Origin of the sequence: Candidatus Dactylopiibacterium carminicum, from assembly GCF_014736495.1 — a bacterium.
GTDB lineage: Bacteria > Pseudomonadota > Gammaproteobacteria > Burkholderiales > Rhodocyclaceae > Uliginosibacterium > Uliginosibacterium carminicum.
The window spans coordinates 78996-98290 of record NZ_MDUX01000005.1 but is presented as its reverse complement, the minus strand read 5'-3'; the positions used below and the strand labels follow the sequence as shown (position 1 = coordinate 98290).

Here is a 19295-nt window from a genome sequence, read left to right as displayed (position 1 = left end):
TGAAAAACAGTATTTCATGAAGCTCGGGGCTGTCTAGGAAACCCGGGGCGATTCACCCCCTCCATCCGACCCAGACTTGTGCCACATCAATTCTGCCAGAACTTTCTCAGGGTTTACCCTAGAGATTGTAAAAACACCACACTGTGGCGCATGTTGCATTACAGCAATACAACGCGCAGCAGCTCGATATCCATCCTGTCCTGATGAGCGCATCCACATGTGCTCTGAAGGGAGGAACGCTTGTCAGCAAAGCCTCCCTATTGCTTGATAGCCTCATCGGCACGACATTCCCCTGATACACCAGGGGATTACTGCGAAGCACCCTGTCCGGCTACTGACTCTTCGCGGCAAATCGCCGCAGTAACGAGATGCGACGATTGACACGCGGACTCCTCTCGAAAAATACCGAAACCATCCGTTATTCCTCCCGTGGGTCAAGCGACAGTTTGCTCGGTGTCGCCTGCCCGCCTCTTATATGCAAACTCTTGTGACTTCAAACGACCATGATCCAATTCGATCCGAACACCGTCTATGACCGCCACTGGGTACTCGAGCAAATCGGGAGGGACGAAGGCCTGTTGCGCGACATCGCCGCTGTATTCATCACGGACAGCCAATCCCTCCGTGCCAGCCTGCTGAATGAACTCGCCGCCGGTGATGCACAGCGTCTGCATGCAGTGGCCCACTGCGCCAAGAGTGCCGTCAGCAATTTCGGCGTACGTGCCGCTGTAGACGCTGCACTGGCACTGGAAGCCGCAGCCAAGGCAGACGACCACTCCAACCTCGGCCGGCTGACAGAGCAGCTTTGTACAGAGCTGCAACGTGTCGAACAGGCATTGCAAAACGAGTTGCGCTAAGCCAGGAAAGACCACGGGGTAGAATCCTGCTCATGGATTCCACCGCTTCCCCCCGTTTCGTACACCTGCGCCTGCATACCGAGTTCTCGATCGAGGACGGCATCACCCGCGTCGACGACGTCATCGCGGCTGCCGCTGCAGATGGCCAGGTTGCTCTTGGCATCTCCGACCTTGCCAACCTGTTCGGCATGGTCAAGCACTACAAAGGCTGTCGTGGCAAAGGCATCAAACCGGTAATCGGTGTAGATGCCTGGCTCACCAACGATGCCGAGCGTGACAAACCTCATCGCATCCTGCTGCTCGTGCGCACGCCTACTGGTTACCGCCAGTTGTGTGAGCTCATCACGCGGGCCTACATCGAAAACAAGCTACGCGGCCGCGCCGAACTGCGCCGCGAATGGCTGGACACCACCAGCGCTTCCGATCTGATCTGCCTGTCCGGTGCCCAGCAAGGCGACATCGCCGCAGCGCTCGCCGCCGGCAACCAGAAGGCCGCCGAAGCCCTGGCCCAGGATTGGGCTGCGCGCTTCCCCGGCAGTTTCTATATCGAGATCCAGCGCGCAGGCCACCCTGGCGGCGAAAACATCCTGCAGCAGGCATTGCACCTGGCAGGCGAACTTGGCCTGCCCGTAGTCGCCACACATCCGGTGCAATTCCTGAAGCGGGAGGACTTCCGCGCTCACGAAGCGCGTGTCTGCATCGCGCAGGGCTATGTACTGGCAGATCCGCGCCGCCCTAAGCATTTCACCGAAGAGCAGTATTTCAAGAGCCAGGCCGAGATGGTCGAGCTGTTCGCCGACATTCCTGAAGCGCTGGAAAACGCCGTCGAAATCGCACGCCGCTGCTCGCTCACGGTAACCCTGGGCAAGAACTTCCTGCCGCAGTTCCCAACGCCCGACGGCATGACTCTGGATGATTTCCTTATCAGGGAAGCGCACCAAGGGCTGGAAAAACGTCTTGTTCAGCTCTACCCTAATCCCGCCGATCGGGATCGCGAGCGCCCCCGCTATCTGGAACGCCTCAAATTCGAGACGGATACCATCATCCAGATGGGCTTCCCCGGCTACTTCCTGATCGTGGCCGACTTCATCCAGTGGGGAAAAAACAATGGCGTGCCCATCGGCCCGGGCCGGGGCTCCGGTGCGGGTTCGCTGGTGGCTTACTCGCTGAAGATCACTGACCTCGACCCCACGGCCTACGCCCTCCTGTTCGAACGTTTCCTGAACCCTGAACGCGTATCGATGCCCGACTTCGACATCGATTTTTGTCAGGAAAAGCGTTACATGGTCATCGACTATGTGCGCGACCGCTACGGGCACGACGCCGTCAGCCAGATCGCCACCTTCGGCACCATGGCTTCAAAAGCCGTAGTACGCGACGTCGGCCGCGTACTGGATCTTCCCTACGGCCTTTGCGACCGCCTTTCCAAGGCCATTCCGGTGGTACAGAACAAGCCGCTCGGTCTGGAGGAAGCGCGCGAGGCCGAACCCGCCATCAACGAAATGATGACGGACTCTTCCGATGGCGAATCCGTCACCGAACTGTGGGAACTCGCCTTACCCCTCGAAGGCATGACCCGCGGCGTCGGCATGCACGCCGGCGGCGTGCTGATCGCGCCGGGCAAAATCACGGACTTCTGCCCGATCTATCTCGCCGATGGCGACGACGCAGTCACCGTATCCCAGTTCGACAAGGACGACGTCGAGCAGATCGGCCTGGTGAAGTTCGACTTCCTGGGCTTGCGCAACCTCACCATCATCGATCTCGCGCTCGATTACGTGCAGCGCCTCACCGGCGAGCGGCCCGACCTCATGGGACTGGGCTTCGAAGACCCGGCCGCCTACCAGATCCTGAAAGACGCCAACACCACGGCAATCTTCCAGGTGGAATCGGACGGCATGAAGAAGCTTCTGAAGAAGCTCGGCCCGGACCGCTTCGAAGACATCATCGCCGTGCTCGCGCTCTATCGTCCGGGCCCGCTGGGCTCGGGCATGGTGGATGACTTCATCCTGCGCAAGAAGGGGCAGCAAGCGATCGATTACTTCCACCCGGATCTCAAGCCCTGCCTGGAACCTACCTATGGCGTGATCGTGTATCAGGAACAGGTGATGCAGATCTCGCAGATCATCGGCGGCTACACGCTCGGTGGCGCGGACATGCTGCGCCGCGCGATGGGCAAGAAGAAGCCCGAGGAAATGGCCAAGCACCGCGCCACGATCGCGGAAGGTGCGGCCAAGAAAGGCTACGACCCTCAGCTTGCCGAGCATCTGTTCGACCTGATGACCAAGTTCGCGGAATACGGCTTCAACAAGTCGCACACCGCAGCCTATGCCGTTGTCACCTACCACACCGCCTGGCTCAAGGCGCACCACTGCGCAGCTTTCATGGCCGCCACCCTGTCGTCCGACCTGGACAACACGGATACCGTCAAGATCTTCTACGAAGACACTGCCGCCAACGGCATCAAGATCCTGCCGCCGGACGTGAATCACTCCAACTACCGCTTCGAACCGACCGACGCCAAAACCATCCGCTACGGCCTTGGCGCCGTGAAAGGCTGCGGCGAGCCTGCCGTGCGCGGCATCCTTGCCGCGCGGGAGGCGGACGGGCCGTTCCGCGACCTGTTCGATTTCTGCGCCCGCATCGATCGCCGCGCGGCCAACCGCCGTGTCGTCGAAGCCCTGGTGCGCGCCGGCGCCCTGGACACCATCGCCCCCAAGGCGCCGGATGGCAGTCCGCATCGCGCCAAGCTGCTCGCCACCGTCGGTATCGCCATGGAGGCCGCCGAACAGGCAGCAGCCAATGCCGGCCAGGGCGGCCTTTTCGATCTGGATGACGGTGGCCGCTCGGCCATCGCGCCCGAATACATCGACGCTCGTCCGTGGAACGAAAAGCAACGTCTCACCGAAGAGAAGACCGCCATCGGCTTCTTCCTCTCCGGCCACCCTTTCAACAGTTCCGCTGCCGAGGTGCGTCGCTTCGTGCGCACGCCACTGTCCCGCCTCGAACCACGCAAGGACCCCCAGATGATGGCCGGCGTGGTCACCGGCATCCGGGTGAAGATGGGGCAGCGCGGCAAGGTCGCTTTCGTCACGATCGACGATGGTTCGCGCGCACGCGACATCACGATCTATGCCGAAGTGCTGGAAGCCAGCAAGGGCAAGATCAACCAGGACGAAGTACTGATCGTCGAAGGCAAGGCCAGCCCGGATGACTTCGCCGGAGAAGATGCCCTGCGCATCATCGCCGAGCGTCTGATGACGCTGGGTGAGGCGCGCAGCCGCCATGCCCGGCTGCTGCGCATCCGCATCGCCGAAGAAGTCGCCCGCAAGGCCGGCGCACGCGCAGCCAGTGAGCGCCTCCTGCACCTGCTGGAAGCCTACCGTGCCACGCGGGAGGATGGCGGCTGCCCGATTCGCGTCAGCTATCGCAACGGCCGCGCCGAAGGCGAGCTGCCTTTCGGCGAGGGCTGGCGCGTACGCCTGGACGAAAGCCTGCTCGAAGGATTGCGCGAATGGCTGGCGCCGGAATCCGTGGATATCGTCTATGGCTGACGCTTGTCGCACCCCATGACATCCGGCATGCTCGCGCACTCCTATCGATCCGCATGGAATAAATCATGACCACCAACCCTTACGCCCCGCCCGAAGCGTCGCTGGATTTTTCCGAGGGTGCGCAGGATGGCGACATTGCCCTGCCACGCGGACGTACCGTGGAAGCGGGCCAGAGTGCGGTCTGGATAAGCGGCGGCTGGGATCTCTTCAAGCAGGAGCCGGGTACCTGGATCGGCCTCACCCTGATCTGGGGTGGGCTGATGATGGTGGTGGTGTCGCTGATTCCACTGTTGAACCTGTTTGGCAGCGTATTGAACGTCTTCCTGATGGCTGGCCTGCTGTTCGCCGCTGATCGCCAACGCCGTACCGGCGAGCTCAGCATCGGAGATCTGTTCGCAGCCTTCTCCAGCCATGCCATACCGCTGCTGATCGTCGGTCTGATCGGCGTACTGGCCTACTTCGTGAGCATGCTGCCGATGATCCTGATTCCCGGCGGCTCGATGCTGTCCATGCTCCTCGGCGGTGGAGAAGACACCCGTGATGGCAACCCTGTGGTTCGCGCCCCCCCTGATCGTGCTAGGCAACATGCACCCCATCGAAGCGCTGAAGGCGAGCTTCATCGGCTGTTTGCGCAACTGGCTACCCTTCCTGATCTACAGCCTGCTGATGCTTGTCCTGCTGACTCTCGGCCTGGTTCCACTGGGGCTCGGGCTGCTGGTAGTCCTCCCGCTGAGCTTCGCCTCGATGTACGTGAGCTATCGCGACATCTATCACGCCGACTGATATCGACGCCGGTCTCCGATGCTCGATACCCTGCGCCCGGTCACGACACCCGAACTGATCGAAATCCGCCTGCACCCGGCCGGGCTTTTGCCACGTGCGCTGGCCTGGCTGATCGATCTGATGCTGCGCTTCATGCTGCTGGCCCTTGCCGGCAACCTGTTCAGCCTGCTGGGGGAGTTCGGCAGCGGTCTGTGGCTGCTGCTGTTCTTCCTCATCGAATGGTTCTACCCGGTGCTTTTCGAAGTGCTTTGGCGCGGCAGCACGCCGGGCAAGTGCGCGCTTGGGCTGTTGGTGCTGAACGACAACGGCACGCCAGTCGGCTGGGGCGCCTCGCTGACGCGCAACCTGCTGCGCACGGCGGACTTCCTCCCCTTCGGTTACGCGCTCGGCGCCGTCAGCATGCTGCTGCACCGCGAATTCCGCCGCCTGGGCGATATCGTCGCCGGTACGCTGGTGGTCTATCGCCACACCACACCGGCCACCCTCATCCCCACGGCCACACCAATCCCGCCCACCGCCCCGCTCGGTCGCGAGGCGCAACGGGCCATCCTGGCTTTCGCCGAACGCGCACCACGCCTGACACCCGAGCGTCAGGAGGAACTCGCCGCACTGCTGCCCACGCTGGCTCACGGTGCGCAACCACCTCAAGGCGCGGCGCGCTTGCTGAGGCTGGCCAATCACCTGATCGGGCGGCAAGCGTGAAACAGGCCCAGTTCGAAGCCTTGCACGAAACCGGATGGCAGGCCTTCGCCGACTGGTTGAAGAAACGGCGCGGCGCGCAGCCCCCCTTCCCGCCCGAAGAACTGCCCGCACGCTATCGCAATCTGTGCCAGCAACTCGCACTCACGCGCGAGCGTGATTACAGTCTGGCCCTGGTCGAGCGGCTGCACGATCTGGTCCAGCAAGGCCATGATCATCTTTACAGTGGCGACGGCGATTTCTGGCGACGCTTGCGGCGCTATGCCGGCGGCGGCTTTGCGGCCGATGTGCGTGCGCACCGTGTCTGGGTACTGGCAGCGGCATTGTTGTTGTTCGGCCCAATGCTACTGATGATGCTGGCGGTACATCTGAATCCCGAGTTCGCCTACCTCGTGGTTTCGCCAGAACAGGTGCGCGGCTTCGTCGAGATGTACCGCGATGGCACCACCGCGCTGGGCCGTACAGCGCGGGATGCCGGCACCGATTTCTCCATGTTCGGTTTCTACATCTTCAACAACGTCAGCATCGCCTTCCGCTGCTTTGCCGGTGGATTGCTCGGCGGCGTGCTCACGGTGTTCAGTCTGGTGTTCAACGGCCTGCTCTTCGGTGTGGTCGAAATGCGCCTGGTGCAGGCCGGGCTGGGCGAAAACTTCTATTCCTTCGTGGTAGGCCACAGCGGCTTCGAGCTAGGAGGCATCGTTCTGGCCGGTGCGGCAGGCCTGCGCCTGGGTGCAGCACTGCTCGCACCCGGACGCCGCAGCCGGAGCGACGCCCTGCGCGAAACGGGCCGCAGCCTGATCGGCATGGTCTGTGGGCTGGCCGTGATGCTGGTCATTGCTGCGCTGATCGAAGCCTTCTGGTCACCGCTGCGCCTGCCTTTCCCCGTAAAACTGGGCGTGGGCGGCGCATTGAGCCTGTTGCCCATGCTGTACTTCGTCTTCGCGGGGCGTCGCCATGGAACTTGAGCGCCTCGCCCTGGCGCTGCGCCCCCGCAGCAGTTGGGAAGCCATCGACCTGGGTATCCGTTTCGGCGTCGCCAATGCCCGCACGCTCTACCGTGGCTATCTCTCGGTGGCACTCCCGCTGGCCCTGCTCTGTTACGGCATTGCCGCACTGACGGGGATCGAACCCTGGTGGCCGGCCCTGCTGCTGTGGTGGCTCAAGCCAGCGTTCGACCGCGTCGCCCTGCATCTGCTCGGCCACGCGGTCTTCGGCGACCAGCTCGGGCCGCGCGCACTCTGGCGTGCCTTGCCCGGCCTGTGGTGGCGCGGCGGCTTGCTGCGCGAACTCACGCTGGCACGCCTCTCACCCTATCGTTCGACGGTACTTGCGGTAAGCCTGCTCGAAGGCCTGGGTGGCAAGGCAGCGCGCCGCCGGCGCAGCCTGATCCTGCGGCAGGTCAGTGGCACCGCCCTGCTGCAGACCGGGCTGTGGCCGCTGCTCGAAACGCTGTTCGTGCTCAGCGTGTTCAGCCTCAGCCTGATCCTGCTGCCCTCCGAACTGCTGGAACAACTGGACTGGGAAGCTTTGTGGTGGGACGAAGGCCGTCAATACTGGTTCATCTGGCTTTACTACCTGGCCTTCCAGACCGGCAGTTGCCTGCTGGAGCCACTGTATGTCGCAGGCGGCTTCGCGCTGTACCTGAAACGCCGCACCGATCTCGAAGCCTGGGATGTGGAGTTGCAGTTCCGCCGTCTCGCACGGACATTGCCGGTAGTGCTGGCCATATTGCTCGCAGGCTTCCTCTGGCAGTCCTCGCCGGCCCAGGCAGCCGACAGTCAACGAGAAGCCGTCTTGCAGCAAGCGGACGTACGCATCCAGCAGATCCTCGAAGATCCGGTCTTCGGCGAAACCATCACCGAACACAAGCTGCAAAAGCGCAGCCGCCCCGCAAGCACGGACGACCAGCCCGGCAGAACGTGGCTGGAGGGTCTGATGCGCTGGCTGGATCTTGAAGGGCTCGGCAAGGCCCTCGCGGACCTGATCGGATTCTTCGCCAGCCTGGGCCGGATCATCGGCTGGCTGCTGATCGCCGTCGTAGTCGTGTTGCTGGCCTGGCTCGTCGCGCGTACGCGCCTGCCCGCCAGGTACGCCAGACAGGCCGCACCACCTGCCGAACTCGCCGGCTTCGACATCCGTCCGGAATCCCTGCCCGACGATCCTGCCGCAGCCGCGTTGCTGCTGGCCGGGCGCGGAGATCTGCGCGCCGCTCTGGGCCTGCTGTTTCGCAGCAGCCTGTCGCGCCTGGCACACGATGAAGGTGTGCGCTTCGCGGCCGGTGACACCGAGGGAGACTGTCTGGTGCGGGTACACCGCCAGGCGCGCGCGCATGCGCCTTATCTCGCCCGCCTGCTGGGCTGCTGGCAGCGCCTGGCCTATGCGCACCAGTCGGTCGACATCGGCGAGATCTCCCAGTTGTGTGAGCAATGGCGCGAGCAATTCAGCGTGGAGGTGCCGCATGGCACGTAGCACGCGCGCGCAATGGCTGTTGCTTGGTTTGCTGGGCACCCTGTTCCTGGCCGCGGCCGCCTTCTGGCTGATGCGCAACTACGAATGGGTGGAAACCAGCCGCACCACGGAAGCCGGCAAGGCTGCCCGCGACAATCCGCTGCATGCAGGATTGCTACTGCTGCAGGCGGGGAAATATGAAGCATCCATCCTGCCCTCCGGGCAACGCTTGGCGGCCCTTCCAGGGCACAGCACGCTGGTGTTGCTGCGCCCGGGCGCACTGCGCGACGACGCACACCGCACCGAACTGCTGGACTGGGTGGCACGCGGCGGGCATCTGCTGCTGCCACTGGACAATGACGTCGACGCCTATCCACTTCATGATGCCCTCGGCATCGAAGTGGCTGGCTGGTACAGCAGCCGGCCCATGCCGGAAAAACAGGCAGATGAAGAGGATGAAGACGAAGGCGAGGACAGCAGTGATCCTGCTCCCGCTCAGGCCTGCCGCGTCACGCCACCGGCCAGTCTCCAGATCGAAGGCGACGCACTGCAGCTGAAGCAGCGCGGCCTGGTCTTCCGGCAACCTGCACAGGAGGTCTGGACCGCGCTGACGCACGGTCGCTTCGCTCCTGTCAAAAAGGAAAATGGAGACGGCGCAGAAGACGAGGAAGACGACGAACCCACGATGTCGCGCACGCGTTATCGCCCCTTGCCTGTCTTCCATGTCGCGCAAGCTGATGAAACGGAAGCGCTACCATTGGCGGTCTATGCCCGCTTCCACTACGGCAAGGGGCTGGTCACCACCGGCAATCTCGACCTAATGGACAACGAGGGTATCGGCGAATACGACCACGCCCGCCTGTTCCTGCACCTGGCCACGCTGCCCGGTGACGCCCGCCCGGTGTATTTCCTCATCGACCCCGACTATCCCTCGCTGCCGGCCTGGCTATGGCAGCACGCGCCAGCGGCAATCCTGATCGCGTTCGTGCTGGTGGCTGCCTTGCTGTGGCGTGCGATGCCACGTTTCGGGCCGCGTTTGCCGCCGCGCGAAGCCAGTCGCCCCAGCCTGCGGGAGCACATTGCCGCCAGCGGCCAGTTCCTGCTGCGTCAGGGTAGCCACACGGCACTGCTTGCACCGCTACGCGAGGAAGTACGCCAGTTGTTGCAGCTGATGCGCCAGCGCCATCCCGAGCTGGAAGACGCCGCCGCCCTCGGCGCACTCGCCAGCGGCCTGTCGCCTGCCCAGGTCAGCCACGCCCTGCAGGCGACGCCGGCGAATGCCCATGAATTCCAGCGCATCTGCATGCAGCTCGTACGCCTGCGCGATGCGATCCGCCATTTCCGTCCCGCTTCACGTCCCATCCCTTCTGCCGGAACACGCCCATGAACCTGCCCCAGACTCCCGCCGACGCCACCGCCCTGGCACAGCTGCTGCGCGCCGAGATCGAACGCGTATTCGTCGGCCAGCGTGCCGTGGTCGACCACGCCCTGTGCGCCTTTCTTGCCGGCGGCCACGTGCTGCTGGAAGGCGTGCCCGGCCTGGGCAAAACCCTGCTAGTCAAGGCGCTGGCCAAAACCTTCGGCGGCCAGTTCGCGCGCATCCAGTTCACGCCGGACCTGATGCCCGCCGACATCACCGGCCACACCCTGTTCGATGCCCGCAGCAGCCAGTTCGTGATACGCCGCGGCCCGGTATTCGCCAACCTGGTGCTGGCCGACGAGGTCAATCGCGCGCCGGCCAAGACGCAGGCCGCGCTGCTGGAAGTGATGCAGGAAGGCCAGGTCACCATCGAAGGGCAATCGCACGCGCTGCCGCCGCCCTTTCTGGTGCTTGCCACGCAGAACCCGATCGAACAGGAAGGCACTTACGCGCTACCCGAAGCGCAACTGGACCGCTTCCTGCTCAAGCTGCTGATCGACTACCCGACGCTGGAGGAAGAACGGACGCTGGTGGCCACCTCCGCCAGCGGCCGTACCGGTGATCGCCTGGAAGTCGATGCCGTGCGCCAGGTCGCCACGCCGGAACAGCTTCAGGCCATGCAGGGGCTGGCCGCCGGGCTGCAGGTGGACGACGCCGTACTCGATTACGCCGTACGCATCACCCGTGCCACGCGCGAGAACCCGGCCATCGCCATCGGTGCCGGCCCGCGCGGCGGCATCGCACTGCTGCGCGCGGGCCGTGCCGCAGCCCTGCTGGCCGGGCGGGAGTTCGTCACACCGGACGACATCAAGCAGATCGCCCTGCCCGCGCTGCGCCACCGCGTCAGCCTGATGCCCGAAGCAGAGATCGAGGGGCTCACCACCGACAGCGTGCTCGAAGCCCTGCTCGTCCGCACCCCGGCGCCACGCGCATGATCCTGCCCGCCAGAGCCCTGCTCCAGGCGCTTGGCGTCTGGCTCGCCACGGCCATCGCCGCGGCCTTCTGGCCACCGTTGCAGCTGCTGGTGGCCGGGCTGGGCCTTCTGCTGGCCGGCTGGGCCGGCGCCGACCTCCTGGTGGTTCGCAGGCTGACACCGCCACAGGCTGAACGGCGGATACGCCAGACGCTGCCATTGGGGGTATGGTCGCCAGTCGAACTGATGCTGCACTGGCAAGGCTGGATTCCCTATCATGTCGACCTCTTCGATCACCTGCCGGCCCATTTCGCGCAGGAAGGCATGCCTGCGCTGGCCCGAAGAGAAGCTGCCGCGCACTGGAACCTGCGCTACCGCGTGCGCCCGCTGTTGCGTGGCGAACATCATTTCGCCGGCATCGCGCTGCGCGTGCGCTCGCCCTGGCATGCCTGGCTGCGCCAGATGACGGTGGGCGAAGCGTCCGCCAGCGTTCGCGTCTATCCGAACTTTGCACCTCTGACACGTCATGCACTGCAGGCAGAGCACACCCGTGACGCACGCATCGGTCAACGCCAGCGCCGCCGACGCGGCCAGGGCATGGATTTCGCGCGAATACCAGGACGAGCGCGACCAGCGCATCCTGCTGCTGCTCGATTGCGGCCGCCGCATGGGTGCACGCGACAACGATCCCGATCAGACTCCCGATCGCCCGGAGCTGGGCATGGCCCCCTCGGGGAGCGGTGTACCCCACACGGATCACACCGGAGGCTCACTCTCCCACTTCGATCACGCCCTGGATGCCCTGCTGCTGCTCGCCTACGTGGGCCTCAACCATGGCGACCGCGTCGGCCTGATGACGCTGGGTGGCCCACAACGCTACCTGCCTGCCCAGCACGCCGGCAGCACGCTCAACCATATCCTGCGTGAAACCTACGACCTGCAGCCCACGCTGCAGGTCAGCGATTTCGAGCGCGCAGCCCAGCAGTTGCTGATGCACGAGCGCAAACGCGCCCTGGTGGTATTGCTCACCAACCTGCGCGACGAGGATGACCAGAACCTGCTCGCCGCCACGCGCCTGCTGCGCGCGCGTCACCTGGTATTGGTCGCCAGCCTGCGCGAAGCAGCGCTGGACCAGGCGCGCCACGCCGCTATCGGCACACCGCTGGAAGCCTCACACCTTGCCGCAGCCAGCGGTTACGCCCAGCGCCGGGAAGCCAGCCTCCGCCGCCTGCGCGCGGAAGGTGTGCTGTGCCTGGACGTACAGCCGGAAAAGCTCGCCGTGGAAAGCATCAACCGCTACCTTGCCATCAAGGCCGCCACGATGCTGTAACAAGCGCATGGCAAGCATCCGTGGCAAGAAGGCAACACGCTGGATTGAACGGCCGCGGCAAAGCGTTGTCGGAACTTTCCGACGCCTCCATGCCCACCTATCATGAAGACTCGGTTCTGTCCTTCCTCACCTATCACCACGCCTGTCACGATTGCTGCTTCGATGTCCGTTTCACGCCCACTGCCCCTCTTGTTGCGTCTACTGGCTGCACTCAGTCTGAGTGCCGCCACGCTCATGGCGCAAGCACAACCCTCCGGCCTGTTGCTGTTCAAGGGGCATGGCGAAGGGCTCTCGCTCAAGCGTGAGGAACCGGGCTTCCGCCTGCGCTTCACACAAGAGCCGGCTACCGCCAGCACGCCGGCAGCGCTCCCCGCAGAAGTCCCCCTGCAATCGTTGAGCGCCGAGTGGGCCTTGCCCATGCAGGGCTTCTACGGCAGTACCGGCCTGAGCTGGACGGGCAAGCGTAACCTGGCAGACAACGGCAGCATCAGCAGCTCTCATTTTGCGCTGGGCTGGCAGGGCAGCTTCCTCCCCTCCAGCAACTGGAGCTTCTCCGCCGGCGTGGGCACCGCGCTTTCGGCAGGCAGCAAATGTGCGGGCATCGGCCAGGCCTGTCAGACTCCGGGCTCGCTGGGTCTGAATCCCGAGGCGCGCGGCAGCGGCCTGCATCTGAACCCCTACGTCAGCTTCGGTGCCACCTACCGCTTCGGCAACTGACGCGGTCTGGTTCGACCACACCTTGCTCGACGCGCTCAGCGCCGAAGCACGCCAGTCTTCCCGGCTGCGTCGCAACCGCAACCTGCACGCCAGTACCGACGAGGCCGTGCAGCGCCTTTTCAACGCCATCGAGCCCGGCAGCTACGTACAACCGCATTGCCATCTCGCAGCGGACAAAGCCGAAACGCTGCTGATGTTACGGGGGCGACTGGGCGTCATCCTGTTCGACGATGCCGGCCGGATCACCCAGGTGCATGAGCTCTCCGCAGGCGGTTGCGCCGGCGTACATCTGCAGCCGGGCCTGTGGCACAGCGTGGTGGCGCTGGCCCCCGGCACGCTCTTCCTCGAGGTCAAGGCCGGGCCCTATGTGCCGCTCACGACGGCAGAGCGCGCGCCCTGGGCCCCCATGGAAAACACTGCCGATGCCTCAAGTTACCAAGCCATGCTGTCCGCGCTTTTCGCCGCATCCTGAGCGGAACAAATGGCTTTGCCATACGCGCGCGGGGCGCCCGGGGAGGGCGATCCACAGGGCGCAATGCTAATATCGCGCGCTTTTGGTCCCCAGTCCCGCGCATCCCATGTCGAACAGCTCCGCACCCGCGCCAACAGGCGTTGCGCTCCGCAAGCGCATCCTGGTGCTGGCCTATTCCCAGAGCGGGCAGCTCGACGCCATCGTTGAGTGCATCCTGGCGCCGTTGCGCGAAGACGAACGTTTTGCCATCCACGTCGAACGCCTGCACCCCGAACCGGCCTTTCCCTATCCATGGTCGTTGCATCGCTTCTTCGATGCGTTCCCGGAGTCCGCACATCTCGTGCCGCCACCGCTGGCCCCGCTGGGTCTGTCCGGTAAAGAAGATTTCGACCTGGTGATCCTGCCCTGGCAGGTCTGGTCCCTTGCGCCCAGCCAGCCCGTCACCGCCTTCCTCAGGCATCCGGTGGCGGCACGCCTGCTCGCCGGCCGGCCCGTGGTCAGCGTGATAGGCTGCCGCAACATGTGGCTGCTGGCGCACGAGAAATTCAAGGCGCTGCTCGCCACCACCGGCGCCCGCCTGCTCGACAATGTCGTACTCACCGACCGCGCGCCCACGCTGGTGACCCTGCTCACCACACCGCTGTGGCTGCTCACGGGAAAGAAGGCTTGGTTCGGCCTGCCACCCGCCGGCGTTTCCAGCACCGAAATCGCGCGCTGCGCCCGTTTCGGCCGCGCACTGCGCGATGCCCTGCTCGAAGACCGCGAACGCGGCGACCAGGCATTGCTGACCGGTCTGGCCGCCGTACAAGCCAATCCACGCCTGCTCGCCAGCGAACGCGCAGGCACGCGCAGTTTTCAGCTCTGGGGTCGCCTGTTGCGTGCCGCAGGAGGCTCCGGCGCAGCATCCCGGCGCCCGCTGCTGGTGCTCTACGTGATCTTCCTGATCGCCATCATCCTCGCCGTCGTCCCGTTCAGCCTGATGGCGCAAGCCTTGCTGCGCCCTTTCCTGGCGCAGCGCTTCGCCACACTCAAGCGGCTCCTTGAACTCCCCTCGGGCTCGGGCACCGAGCGTCTGTCGCAATATGAGCACTGAAGTCTTCATCACCCGTACCGCCGCCTTCCTGCCCTTCGACCCCGTTTCCAACGACGAGATGGAGGACGTACTCGGTCTGGTCGGCGGCAAACCCTCCAAGGCCCTCCGCCTGGTGCTGCGCAGCAACGGCATCCAGCACCGCCATTACGCCATCGACCGCGCCACCGGCCGCAACGCGATGAGCAACGCGCAGCTCACCGCCGCCGCGATCCGCGCGCTCGGCGAGGATTTCGGCGCGATCGACTGCCTGGCCGCCGGCACCTCGATGCCCGATCAGCTGATGCCCGGCCACGCCGTGATGGTGCATGGCGAACTGGGCTGGCCGCGCCTGGAGGCGCTGTCCTTCGCCGGCATCTGCCTGGCCGGCACCGCCGCGCTCAAGCACGCCTGGCTGGCGGTAAAGAGCGGCGAGGCGCAACGCGCGCCGTGGCCACCGGCTCGGAACTGGCCTCCTCCGGTCTGCGTGGCGAGTTCTACCAGCCCGAGACCAAGGCCCAGCTCGCCGCGCTGGAAAACACGCCGCAACTGGCCTTCGAAAAGGATTTCCTGCGCTGGATGCTTTCCGACGGCGCCGGCGCGATGCTGCTGGAAAACGCCCCACGCGGCCCGCTCAGCCTGCGCATCGAATGGATCGAGCTTTCTTCCGCTGCGCACGAACTGCCGGCCTGCATGTACATGGGCGCGGAGCAGAACACCGACGGCACGCTGGCCAGCTGGCGCAACGCCACCCATGCCGAATGGGGTCAGCGCTCGATCTTCGCCGTGAAGCAGGACGTCAAACTGCTCAACGAGCACATCGTACGCGCCACCCTGGCCGAGCCACTGGCCGCGCTGATCGCCAAGCGCGCGCTGCAGGCAGACGCCATCGACTGGTTCCTGCCGCACATTTCCTCGATGTACTTTGCTGATCCGGTGGAGCAGGCCCTGCGCGACATCGGCCTGCCGATCCCGCGCAGCCGCTGGTTCACCAACCTCGCCACCAAGGGCAACACCGGCTCCGCATCGGCCTACATCATGCTCGACGAGCTGTTCCGTTCCGGCCGCATCCGGCGCGGCCAGCGCCTGCTGATGTTCGTGCCCGAAAGCGGCCGCTTCTCGTCCGGCTTCGCGATGCTGGAGGCCGTCTGATGCGCGTCGACGAAGTCCCGCAGGAAAGTAACTACACCCTCGGCGGCCACCGCAAGGCGGTGTATGCGCGCTATGCCGATGCGCTTGGATTGACCGTGGACCAACTGCACACGCCGCCATGAACTACCAGCACCAGCACGCCGCCCACTGCGAAAGCGGCACTATCGCCAACCTGCTGCGCCACCACGGCGCGGCGGTTTCCGAACCGCTGGCTTTCGGCATCGCGGCCGGCCTCTCCTTCGCCTACCTGCCCTTCGTGCGCATCAACGGCCTGCCGCTGATCGCCTACCGCAGCCTGCCGCGCAGCATCCTGCGCGGCACCGGCCAGGCCTTCGGCACGCGGCTGCGCTTCGAGACCTTCCGTACGCCCGAGGCCGGCCAACGCCGGCTGGACGAACTGCTCGCCCAGGGCAAGGTCGTCGGTGCGCAGACCTCGGTATTCTGGCTGCCGTACTTCCCGGAAACCATGCGTTTCCACTTCAACGCCCACAACCTGCTGGTCTACGGCAAGGAAGGCGATGATCTCGCCATCGCGCTGCTGCCCGAGCCAGAGCTGGTCCTGCTCGACGAGCCCACGGTGGGCGTCGACCCGCAATCGCGCGCCTTCCTGCTCGATGCCGTGAAAAGCCTTGCGCAGGCCGGCACCACGGTGCTCTACACCTCGCACTACATCGAGGAGATCGAGGCCATTGCCGACGACGTGGCGATTCTCAACCATGGTCAGGTGCTGCGTGCGGCCCCGTTGTCCGAGTTGCTGGCCGAGGGCGGCGCACAGATGAGCCTGCGCCTGGCCGCCCCCGCCGAGGCCACCCTGGCATTGCTCGCCGGCTTTGGTGAGGCACGTCTGCTGGCCGATGGCGAAATCCAGCTCGCACTCGCGCCTGCCGCCACGCCTGCCGCAGTATTGCAGGCACTGGAAACCGCCGGCCTGCCGCTTCAGGCGGCGCGCTACGGCAGCCACGATCTGGAGCGGCTGTTCATGCAGCTCACCCACCGCACGCTGAGGGACGAATAGATGCTGCAGAACATGGCCGCCCCCCATCGTTACGCGAATGAAATACCGCCCCCGACAATCGCACGACAACGCCAGCAGCGAAGCGCGGTCACGCTCGGAATCCATTCACACTTCGATACCTCGGTACGAACGGATTCCGGAACGTATGCGCCAATTGATCCAACCCCGTTCGTGCTGAGCCTGTCGAAGCATGAGCGGGCGCCCAACAGTCGCAACCGACAAACGGAAAGCCGACCATGCTCGCCGCGTTGATCCGCAAGGAGCTCCTCGCCCTGCTGCGCGACCCGCACGGGCTGGTGGCGCTGTTCCTGATGCCGGTGGCCTTCATCGTCATCATGTCGCTGGCGCTGCAGAACCAGTTCAACCCGTCCACGCAGACACTGATGTACGCCGTCGCCGGTGCACCCGCCGACGGGCCGGGCCAGCAACTGCTCGCGCAATGGCAGGCCCGCAGTGGCGCGCCCCAGGCCTTGCCGGAAGACTGGCGTGGGGCCCTGCGGCGCGGGCAACTGCGCTACGTGCTGGCTTTCGAGCCCGGTTTCAACACCGTCATCGCTGCTCCCGGATCGCCACCTGGTGTGCAGGTCCGCCTGCTCACCGAGCCCGGTCTGGAAACCGCGCTGTTCCGTACGCTGGAGGCGGAGCTCGCCGCCAGCGTCGGCGAATTGCGTGCCAACGCCGTGCAGGAACGCTTCACCGGGCTGGTCAGCCAGGGGGCCAACGCCATCGGCCGCCTCGTCGTCGCCGAGCGCATCGCCAGCGCCGTGCGCCCCACCGCCGTCCAGCAGAGCGTGCCGGCCTGGCTGGTGTTCGGCATGTTCTTCGTCGTCACCGCGATCGCCAGCCTGTTCGTGCAGGAGGCGCGCGACGGCACACTGGCACGCCTGCAGACGTTGGGTGTGCCGCGCCGCACGCAGATCCTCGCCAAGGCCGCGCCCTATCTTGGCGTGAATGCCGTGCAGGCCATGCTGATGCTCGCCGTCGGCGTCTGGCTGGTGCCGTTGCTGGGCGGCCAACGCCTGCAACTGGCCGGCATCCATTGGCCGGCGCTGCTGCTGATGCTCACCGCCACCAGCCTTGCCGCCATCGGTTTCGCGCTCGCGGTGGCCTGCCTGGTGCGCACCCATGCGCAGGCTTCGGCCCTGGGGGCGGCCTGCAACCTGCTGATGGCCGCCATTGGCGGCATCATGATGCCCAGTTTCGTGATGCCGGCCGTGATGCAGGCCGCCGCACGCTGCTCGCCCATGAACTGGGCGCTCGAAGGACTGCTGCAAGTGCTGCTACGCGAAGGCGGCCTCGCTGCCGCGATGCCCTTCGTCGCCCGCCTTGCCGCCTTCGCGGCGCTGATGTGGCTGGTGGCGATCCTGCTGTTCCGGCGCCGTACCCTGCGCTGACTCCCTCTGCTCCGCTCCCGCCATGACGCAAGCCTTCTCCGAAAAGCTCAAGACCCTGATCCTCACCACCTGCGACAAGGACGAGCCCGCCGGCGGCCTCGCCCTGGACGAAATCCTCTTCGGGCCGGAATCCCGCCTCGGCCTGGATTCGCTGGACGCGCTGCAGATCTCGGTGGCGATCCACAAGCAGCTCGGCGTGCGCATCGCCGACAGCAAGGAAACGCGCCGCGCCATGGCCTCGCTGGCAACACTGGAGGCTTACCTCCAGACACGCGCCGCATGAGCGGCAAGGCCCCGGTCTTCATCCAAGGGCGTGGCCTGGTCTGCGCGCTCGGCGCCGACCTGCCCGCCGCGCTGGAATGCCTGCGCAGCGGCGGCGTCGAACCCGCCCGCCCGGAGACCGGCCCCGCCTGGCCTTGTTTCGCCATTGCCGACGCAGACGCCGACTGGCAGGCCCGCGCGCAGCGCCTCGTGCGCCAGGCCGTGACGCAGTGCGGGCCGCTGGACCACGAGGCGCCGTTGTTCATCGCCTCCTGCTCGCTCGACATCGGCGCGCTCGAAACCCTGCCCGAAGGCATCCCGCCAGCGCACGACTGCCTGCGTCTGCCCGAAGCCATCGCAGCGTGGCTGGACTGGCGCGGCCCGCTGTTCTGGTTTTCCACGGCCTGCACCTCGGCCAGCGCCGCCCTGCTGCAGGCCACCGAGCATCTCCGCGGCGGCCATGCCACGCTGGTGCTGGAAGATTGTGCGCGTCGCCCAAACAGTAGGTCGGACTTCAGCCCGACACACCAAGCTGCCGCATTGCGTCCGGCTGAAGCCGGACCCACCCTGCGCCCCTGGCGCATCCTCGGCCGCCACTTCGGCCCCTTGCCGGCGGACTGGCGCGCGCAGCTGGCGCAACGCCTGGGCGGCAGGCCGCGCCGCCTCGGTGAATGGGCCGAGCTGGCGCTTTTCGGTGCGCTGCACTGCCTGGAGGATGCCGGCGAATCCAGCCTGCCCGCGCAGGCCCGTCTGCGCCTGTCCAGCATCGCCGGCCCCACGCAGGCACTGCAAACGGCACTGGCCGAATACCGGGCGGACGGCCAGCCGCTGCCCCTGGGGTTCCTGCAAAGCCAGCCCAATCAGGCGCTGGCCCATCTTGCGAAAGCGCTCGGCTGGCAGGGCGACGCCTGTTGCCTGACGAGCCGCGAAACGCTGGCATCGCTCCGCCTGGTCTGCCAGAGCGGCGCTACGGAACTGCTGCTGGGCTGGGTGGATGAGGGCGGCAAGCGCAGCGACTGGCTACGCCTGCAGGCCTACGAGGAGACGGACCTGCCCGTGCTGACCGACTTCGCCGCACTGGCTGACCGGCAACTCACGGACTTCCGGCTGCAAGACGATCTGTAAGGTGTGCCACGTGCACCAGATTGCCGTGTGCATCGGCCGAATCGGTGCGCATGGCGCACCCTACTCGCTGGGCAGGTGGGCGAGAG

General features: G+C 65.6%; 20 protein-coding genes. 18 read left to right on the top strand and 2 right to left on the bottom strand.

Annotation, left to right across the window (positions count from 1 at the left end; all coding sequences use genetic code 11):
* Positions 1-503 precede the first annotated feature (503 nt).
* Positions 504-857: an Hpt domain-containing protein gene (locus BGI27_RS02780; RefSeq protein WP_095523393.1), complete on the top strand. Its 354-nt coding sequence runs from the start codon at positions 504-506 to the stop codon at positions 855-857.
* Positions 858-889: 32 nt separating this feature from the next.
* Positions 890-4411: a DNA polymerase III subunit alpha gene (gene dnaE, locus BGI27_RS02775; RefSeq protein ID WP_095523392.1), complete on the top strand. Its 3522-nt coding sequence runs from the start codon at positions 890-892 to the stop codon at positions 4409-4411.
* 41 nt (positions 4412-4452) lie between these two features.
* On the opposite strand, the gene BGI27_RS02770 is transcribed toward dnaE, so the two are convergent.
* A complete protein-coding gene (locus BGI27_RS02770) occupies positions 4453-4824 on the bottom strand; it encodes a hypothetical protein (protein WP_141239689.1) in 372 nt (123 codons plus the stop codon).
* A gap of 127 nt (positions 4825-4951) precedes the next feature.
* On the opposite strand from BGI27_RS02770, the gene BGI27_RS17815 reads away from it, so the two are divergent.
* From BGI27_RS17815 to BGI27_RS02725, 10 genes are all read left to right on the top strand, one after another.
* Positions 4952-5194: a BPSS1780 family membrane protein gene (locus tag BGI27_RS17815; RefSeq protein ID WP_223871556.1), complete on the top strand. Its 243-nt coding sequence runs from the start codon at positions 4952-4954 to the stop codon at positions 5192-5194.
* Between the two features lie 18 nt (positions 5195-5212).
* On the top strand, positions 5213-5896 hold the full coding sequence (locus BGI27_RS02765; RefSeq protein ID WP_223871555.1) for an RDD family protein: 684 nt from the start codon (positions 5213-5215) through the stop codon (positions 5894-5896).
* A complete protein-coding gene (locus tag BGI27_RS02760) occupies positions 5893-6858 on the top strand; it encodes a stage II sporulation protein M (RefSeq protein WP_095523390.1) in 966 nt (321 codons plus the stop codon). Before BGI27_RS02765 ends, BGI27_RS02760 begins: the two co-directional genes overlap by 4 nt.
* Complete coding sequence (locus tag BGI27_RS02755) at positions 6848-8362, top strand: DUF4129 domain-containing protein (RefSeq protein WP_095523389.1); 1515 nt, start codon at positions 6848-6850, stop codon at positions 8360-8362. The genes BGI27_RS02760 and BGI27_RS02755 overlap by 11 nt, the downstream gene beginning before the upstream one ends.
* Positions 8352-9728: a DUF4350 domain-containing protein gene (locus BGI27_RS02750; RefSeq protein ID WP_095523388.1), complete on the top strand. Its 1377-nt coding sequence runs from the start codon at positions 8352-8354 to the stop codon at positions 9726-9728. The genes BGI27_RS02755 and BGI27_RS02750 overlap by 11 nt, the downstream gene beginning before the upstream one ends.
* Positions 9725-10696 (top strand): AAA family ATPase, encoded by a 972-nt coding sequence (locus BGI27_RS02745; RefSeq protein WP_095523387.1) that lies wholly within the window; start codon positions 9725-9727, stop codon positions 10694-10696. The genes BGI27_RS02750 and BGI27_RS02745 overlap by 4 nt, the downstream gene beginning before the upstream one ends.
* A gap of 528 nt (positions 10697-11224) precedes the next feature.
* Positions 11225-12004, top strand: a complete 780-nt coding sequence (locus BGI27_RS02740) for a DUF58 domain-containing protein (RefSeq protein ID WP_095523386.1) — start codon at positions 11225-11227, stop codon at positions 12002-12004.
* A gap of 162 nt (positions 12005-12166) precedes the next feature.
* Positions 12167-12721 carry a hypothetical protein gene (locus tag BGI27_RS02735; protein WP_095523385.1) on the top strand — a complete coding sequence of 185 codons (555 nt, stop codon included), beginning with the start codon at positions 12167-12169 and terminating at the stop codon, positions 12719-12721.
* Positions 12696-13193: a WbuC family cupin fold metalloprotein gene (locus BGI27_RS02730; RefSeq protein ID WP_170942883.1), complete on the top strand. Its 498-nt coding sequence runs from the start codon at positions 12696-12698 to the stop codon at positions 13191-13193. Before BGI27_RS02735 ends, BGI27_RS02730 begins: the two co-directional genes overlap by 26 nt.
* 106 nt (positions 13194-13299) lie before the next feature.
* Positions 13300-14286 carry a hypothetical protein gene (locus BGI27_RS02725; RefSeq protein WP_095523383.1) on the top strand — a complete coding sequence of 329 codons (987 nt, stop codon included), beginning with the start codon at positions 13300-13302 and terminating at the stop codon, positions 14284-14286.
* On the opposite strand, the gene BGI27_RS18620 is transcribed toward BGI27_RS02725, so the two are convergent.
* Positions 14222-14704 carry a hypothetical protein gene (locus BGI27_RS18620; protein WP_317984273.1) on the bottom strand — a complete coding sequence of 161 codons (483 nt, stop codon included), beginning with the start codon at positions 14702-14704 and terminating at the stop codon, positions 14222-14224. The two genes, BGI27_RS02725 and BGI27_RS18620, sit on opposite strands and share 65 nt — an antisense overlap.
* A gap of 8 nt (positions 14705-14712) precedes the next feature.
* Here BGI27_RS18620 and BGI27_RS18615 point away from each other — a divergent pair, with 8 nt between their 5' ends.
* The 6 genes from BGI27_RS18615 (at position 14713) to BGI27_RS02700 (ending at position 19209) form a co-directional block, all read left to right on the top strand.
* A complete protein-coding gene (locus BGI27_RS18615) occupies positions 14713-15414 on the top strand; it encodes a 3-oxoacyl-[acyl-carrier-protein] synthase III C-terminal domain-containing protein (protein ID WP_317984272.1) in 702 nt (233 codons plus the stop codon).
* Positions 15414-15536: a hypothetical protein gene (locus tag BGI27_RS18420; protein WP_263406596.1), complete on the top strand. Its 123-nt coding sequence runs from the start codon at positions 15414-15416 to the stop codon at positions 15534-15536. Before BGI27_RS18615 ends, BGI27_RS18420 begins: the two co-directional genes overlap by 1 nt.
* A complete protein-coding gene (locus BGI27_RS02715) occupies positions 15533-16429 on the top strand; it encodes a BtrH N-terminal domain-containing protein (protein WP_095523382.1) in 897 nt (298 codons plus the stop codon). Before BGI27_RS18420 ends, BGI27_RS02715 begins: the two co-directional genes overlap by 4 nt.
* 236 nt (positions 16430-16665) lie before the next feature.
* Positions 16666-17823, top strand: coding sequence for an ABC transporter permease (locus BGI27_RS02710; protein ID WP_095523381.1), 1158 nt, complete (start codon positions 16666-16668; stop codon positions 17821-17823).
* Positions 17824-17845: 22 nt separating this feature from the next.
* Complete coding sequence (locus BGI27_RS02705) at positions 17846-18106, top strand: phosphopantetheine-binding protein (RefSeq protein WP_095523380.1); 261 nt, start codon at positions 17846-17848, stop codon at positions 18104-18106.
* A complete protein-coding gene (locus tag BGI27_RS02700; RefSeq protein ID WP_141239688.1) occupies positions 18103-19209 on the top strand; it encodes a beta-ketoacyl synthase N-terminal-like domain-containing protein in 1107 nt (368 codons plus the stop codon). The genes BGI27_RS02705 and BGI27_RS02700 overlap by 4 nt, the downstream gene beginning before the upstream one ends.
* Positions 19210-19295: the final 86 nt, after the last annotated feature.

What these genes read in the sequence shown, in the direction of transcription:
- BGI27_RS02780 (WP_095523393.1), top strand. Translation starts at nt 504, where the DNA reads ATGATCCAATTCGATCCGAACACCGTCTATGACCGCCACTGGGTACTC.
- dnaE (WP_095523392.1), top strand. Translation starts at nt 890, where the DNA reads ATGGATTCCACCGCTTCCCCCCGTTTCGTACACCTGCGCCTGCATACC.
- BGI27_RS02770 (WP_141239689.1), bottom strand. Translation starts at nt 4,824, where the DNA reads ATGGCTGGAGAAGGCTGCGAACAGATCTCCGATGCTGAGCTCGCCGGT.
- BGI27_RS17815 (WP_223871556.1), top strand. Translation starts at nt 4,952, where the DNA reads ATGGCAACCCTGTGGTTCGCGCCCCCCCTGATCGTGCTAGGCAACATG.
- BGI27_RS02765 (WP_223871555.1), top strand. Translation starts at nt 5,213, where the DNA reads ATGCTCGATACCCTGCGCCCGGTCACGACACCCGAACTGATCGAAATC.
- BGI27_RS02755 (WP_095523389.1), top strand. Translation starts at nt 6,848, where the DNA reads ATGGAACTTGAGCGCCTCGCCCTGGCGCTGCGCCCCCGCAGCAGTTGG.
- BGI27_RS02750 (WP_095523388.1), top strand. Translation starts at nt 8,352, where the DNA reads ATGGCACGTAGCACGCGCGCGCAATGGCTGTTGCTTGGTTTGCTGGGC.
- BGI27_RS02745 (WP_095523387.1), top strand. Translation starts at nt 9,725, where the DNA reads ATGAACCTGCCCCAGACTCCCGCCGACGCCACCGCCCTGGCACAGCTG.
- BGI27_RS02735 (WP_095523385.1), top strand. Translation starts at nt 12,167, where the DNA reads ATGTCCGTTTCACGCCCACTGCCCCTCTTGTTGCGTCTACTGGCTGCA.
- BGI27_RS02725 (WP_095523383.1), top strand. Translation starts at nt 13,300, where the DNA reads ATGTCGAACAGCTCCGCACCCGCGCCAACAGGCGTTGCGCTCCGCAAG.
- BGI27_RS18420 (WP_263406596.1), top strand. Translation starts at nt 15,414, where the DNA reads ATGCGCGTCGACGAAGTCCCGCAGGAAAGTAACTACACCCTCGGCGGC.
- BGI27_RS02715 (WP_095523382.1), top strand. Translation starts at nt 15,533, where the DNA reads ATGAACTACCAGCACCAGCACGCCGCCCACTGCGAAAGCGGCACTATC.
- BGI27_RS02710 (WP_095523381.1), top strand. Translation starts at nt 16,666, where the DNA reads ATGCTCGCCGCGTTGATCCGCAAGGAGCTCCTCGCCCTGCTGCGCGAC.
- BGI27_RS02705 (WP_095523380.1), top strand. Translation starts at nt 17,846, where the DNA reads ATGACGCAAGCCTTCTCCGAAAAGCTCAAGACCCTGATCCTCACCACC.
- BGI27_RS02700 (WP_141239688.1), top strand. Translation starts at nt 18,103, where the DNA reads ATGAGCGGCAAGGCCCCGGTCTTCATCCAAGGGCGTGGCCTGGTCTGC.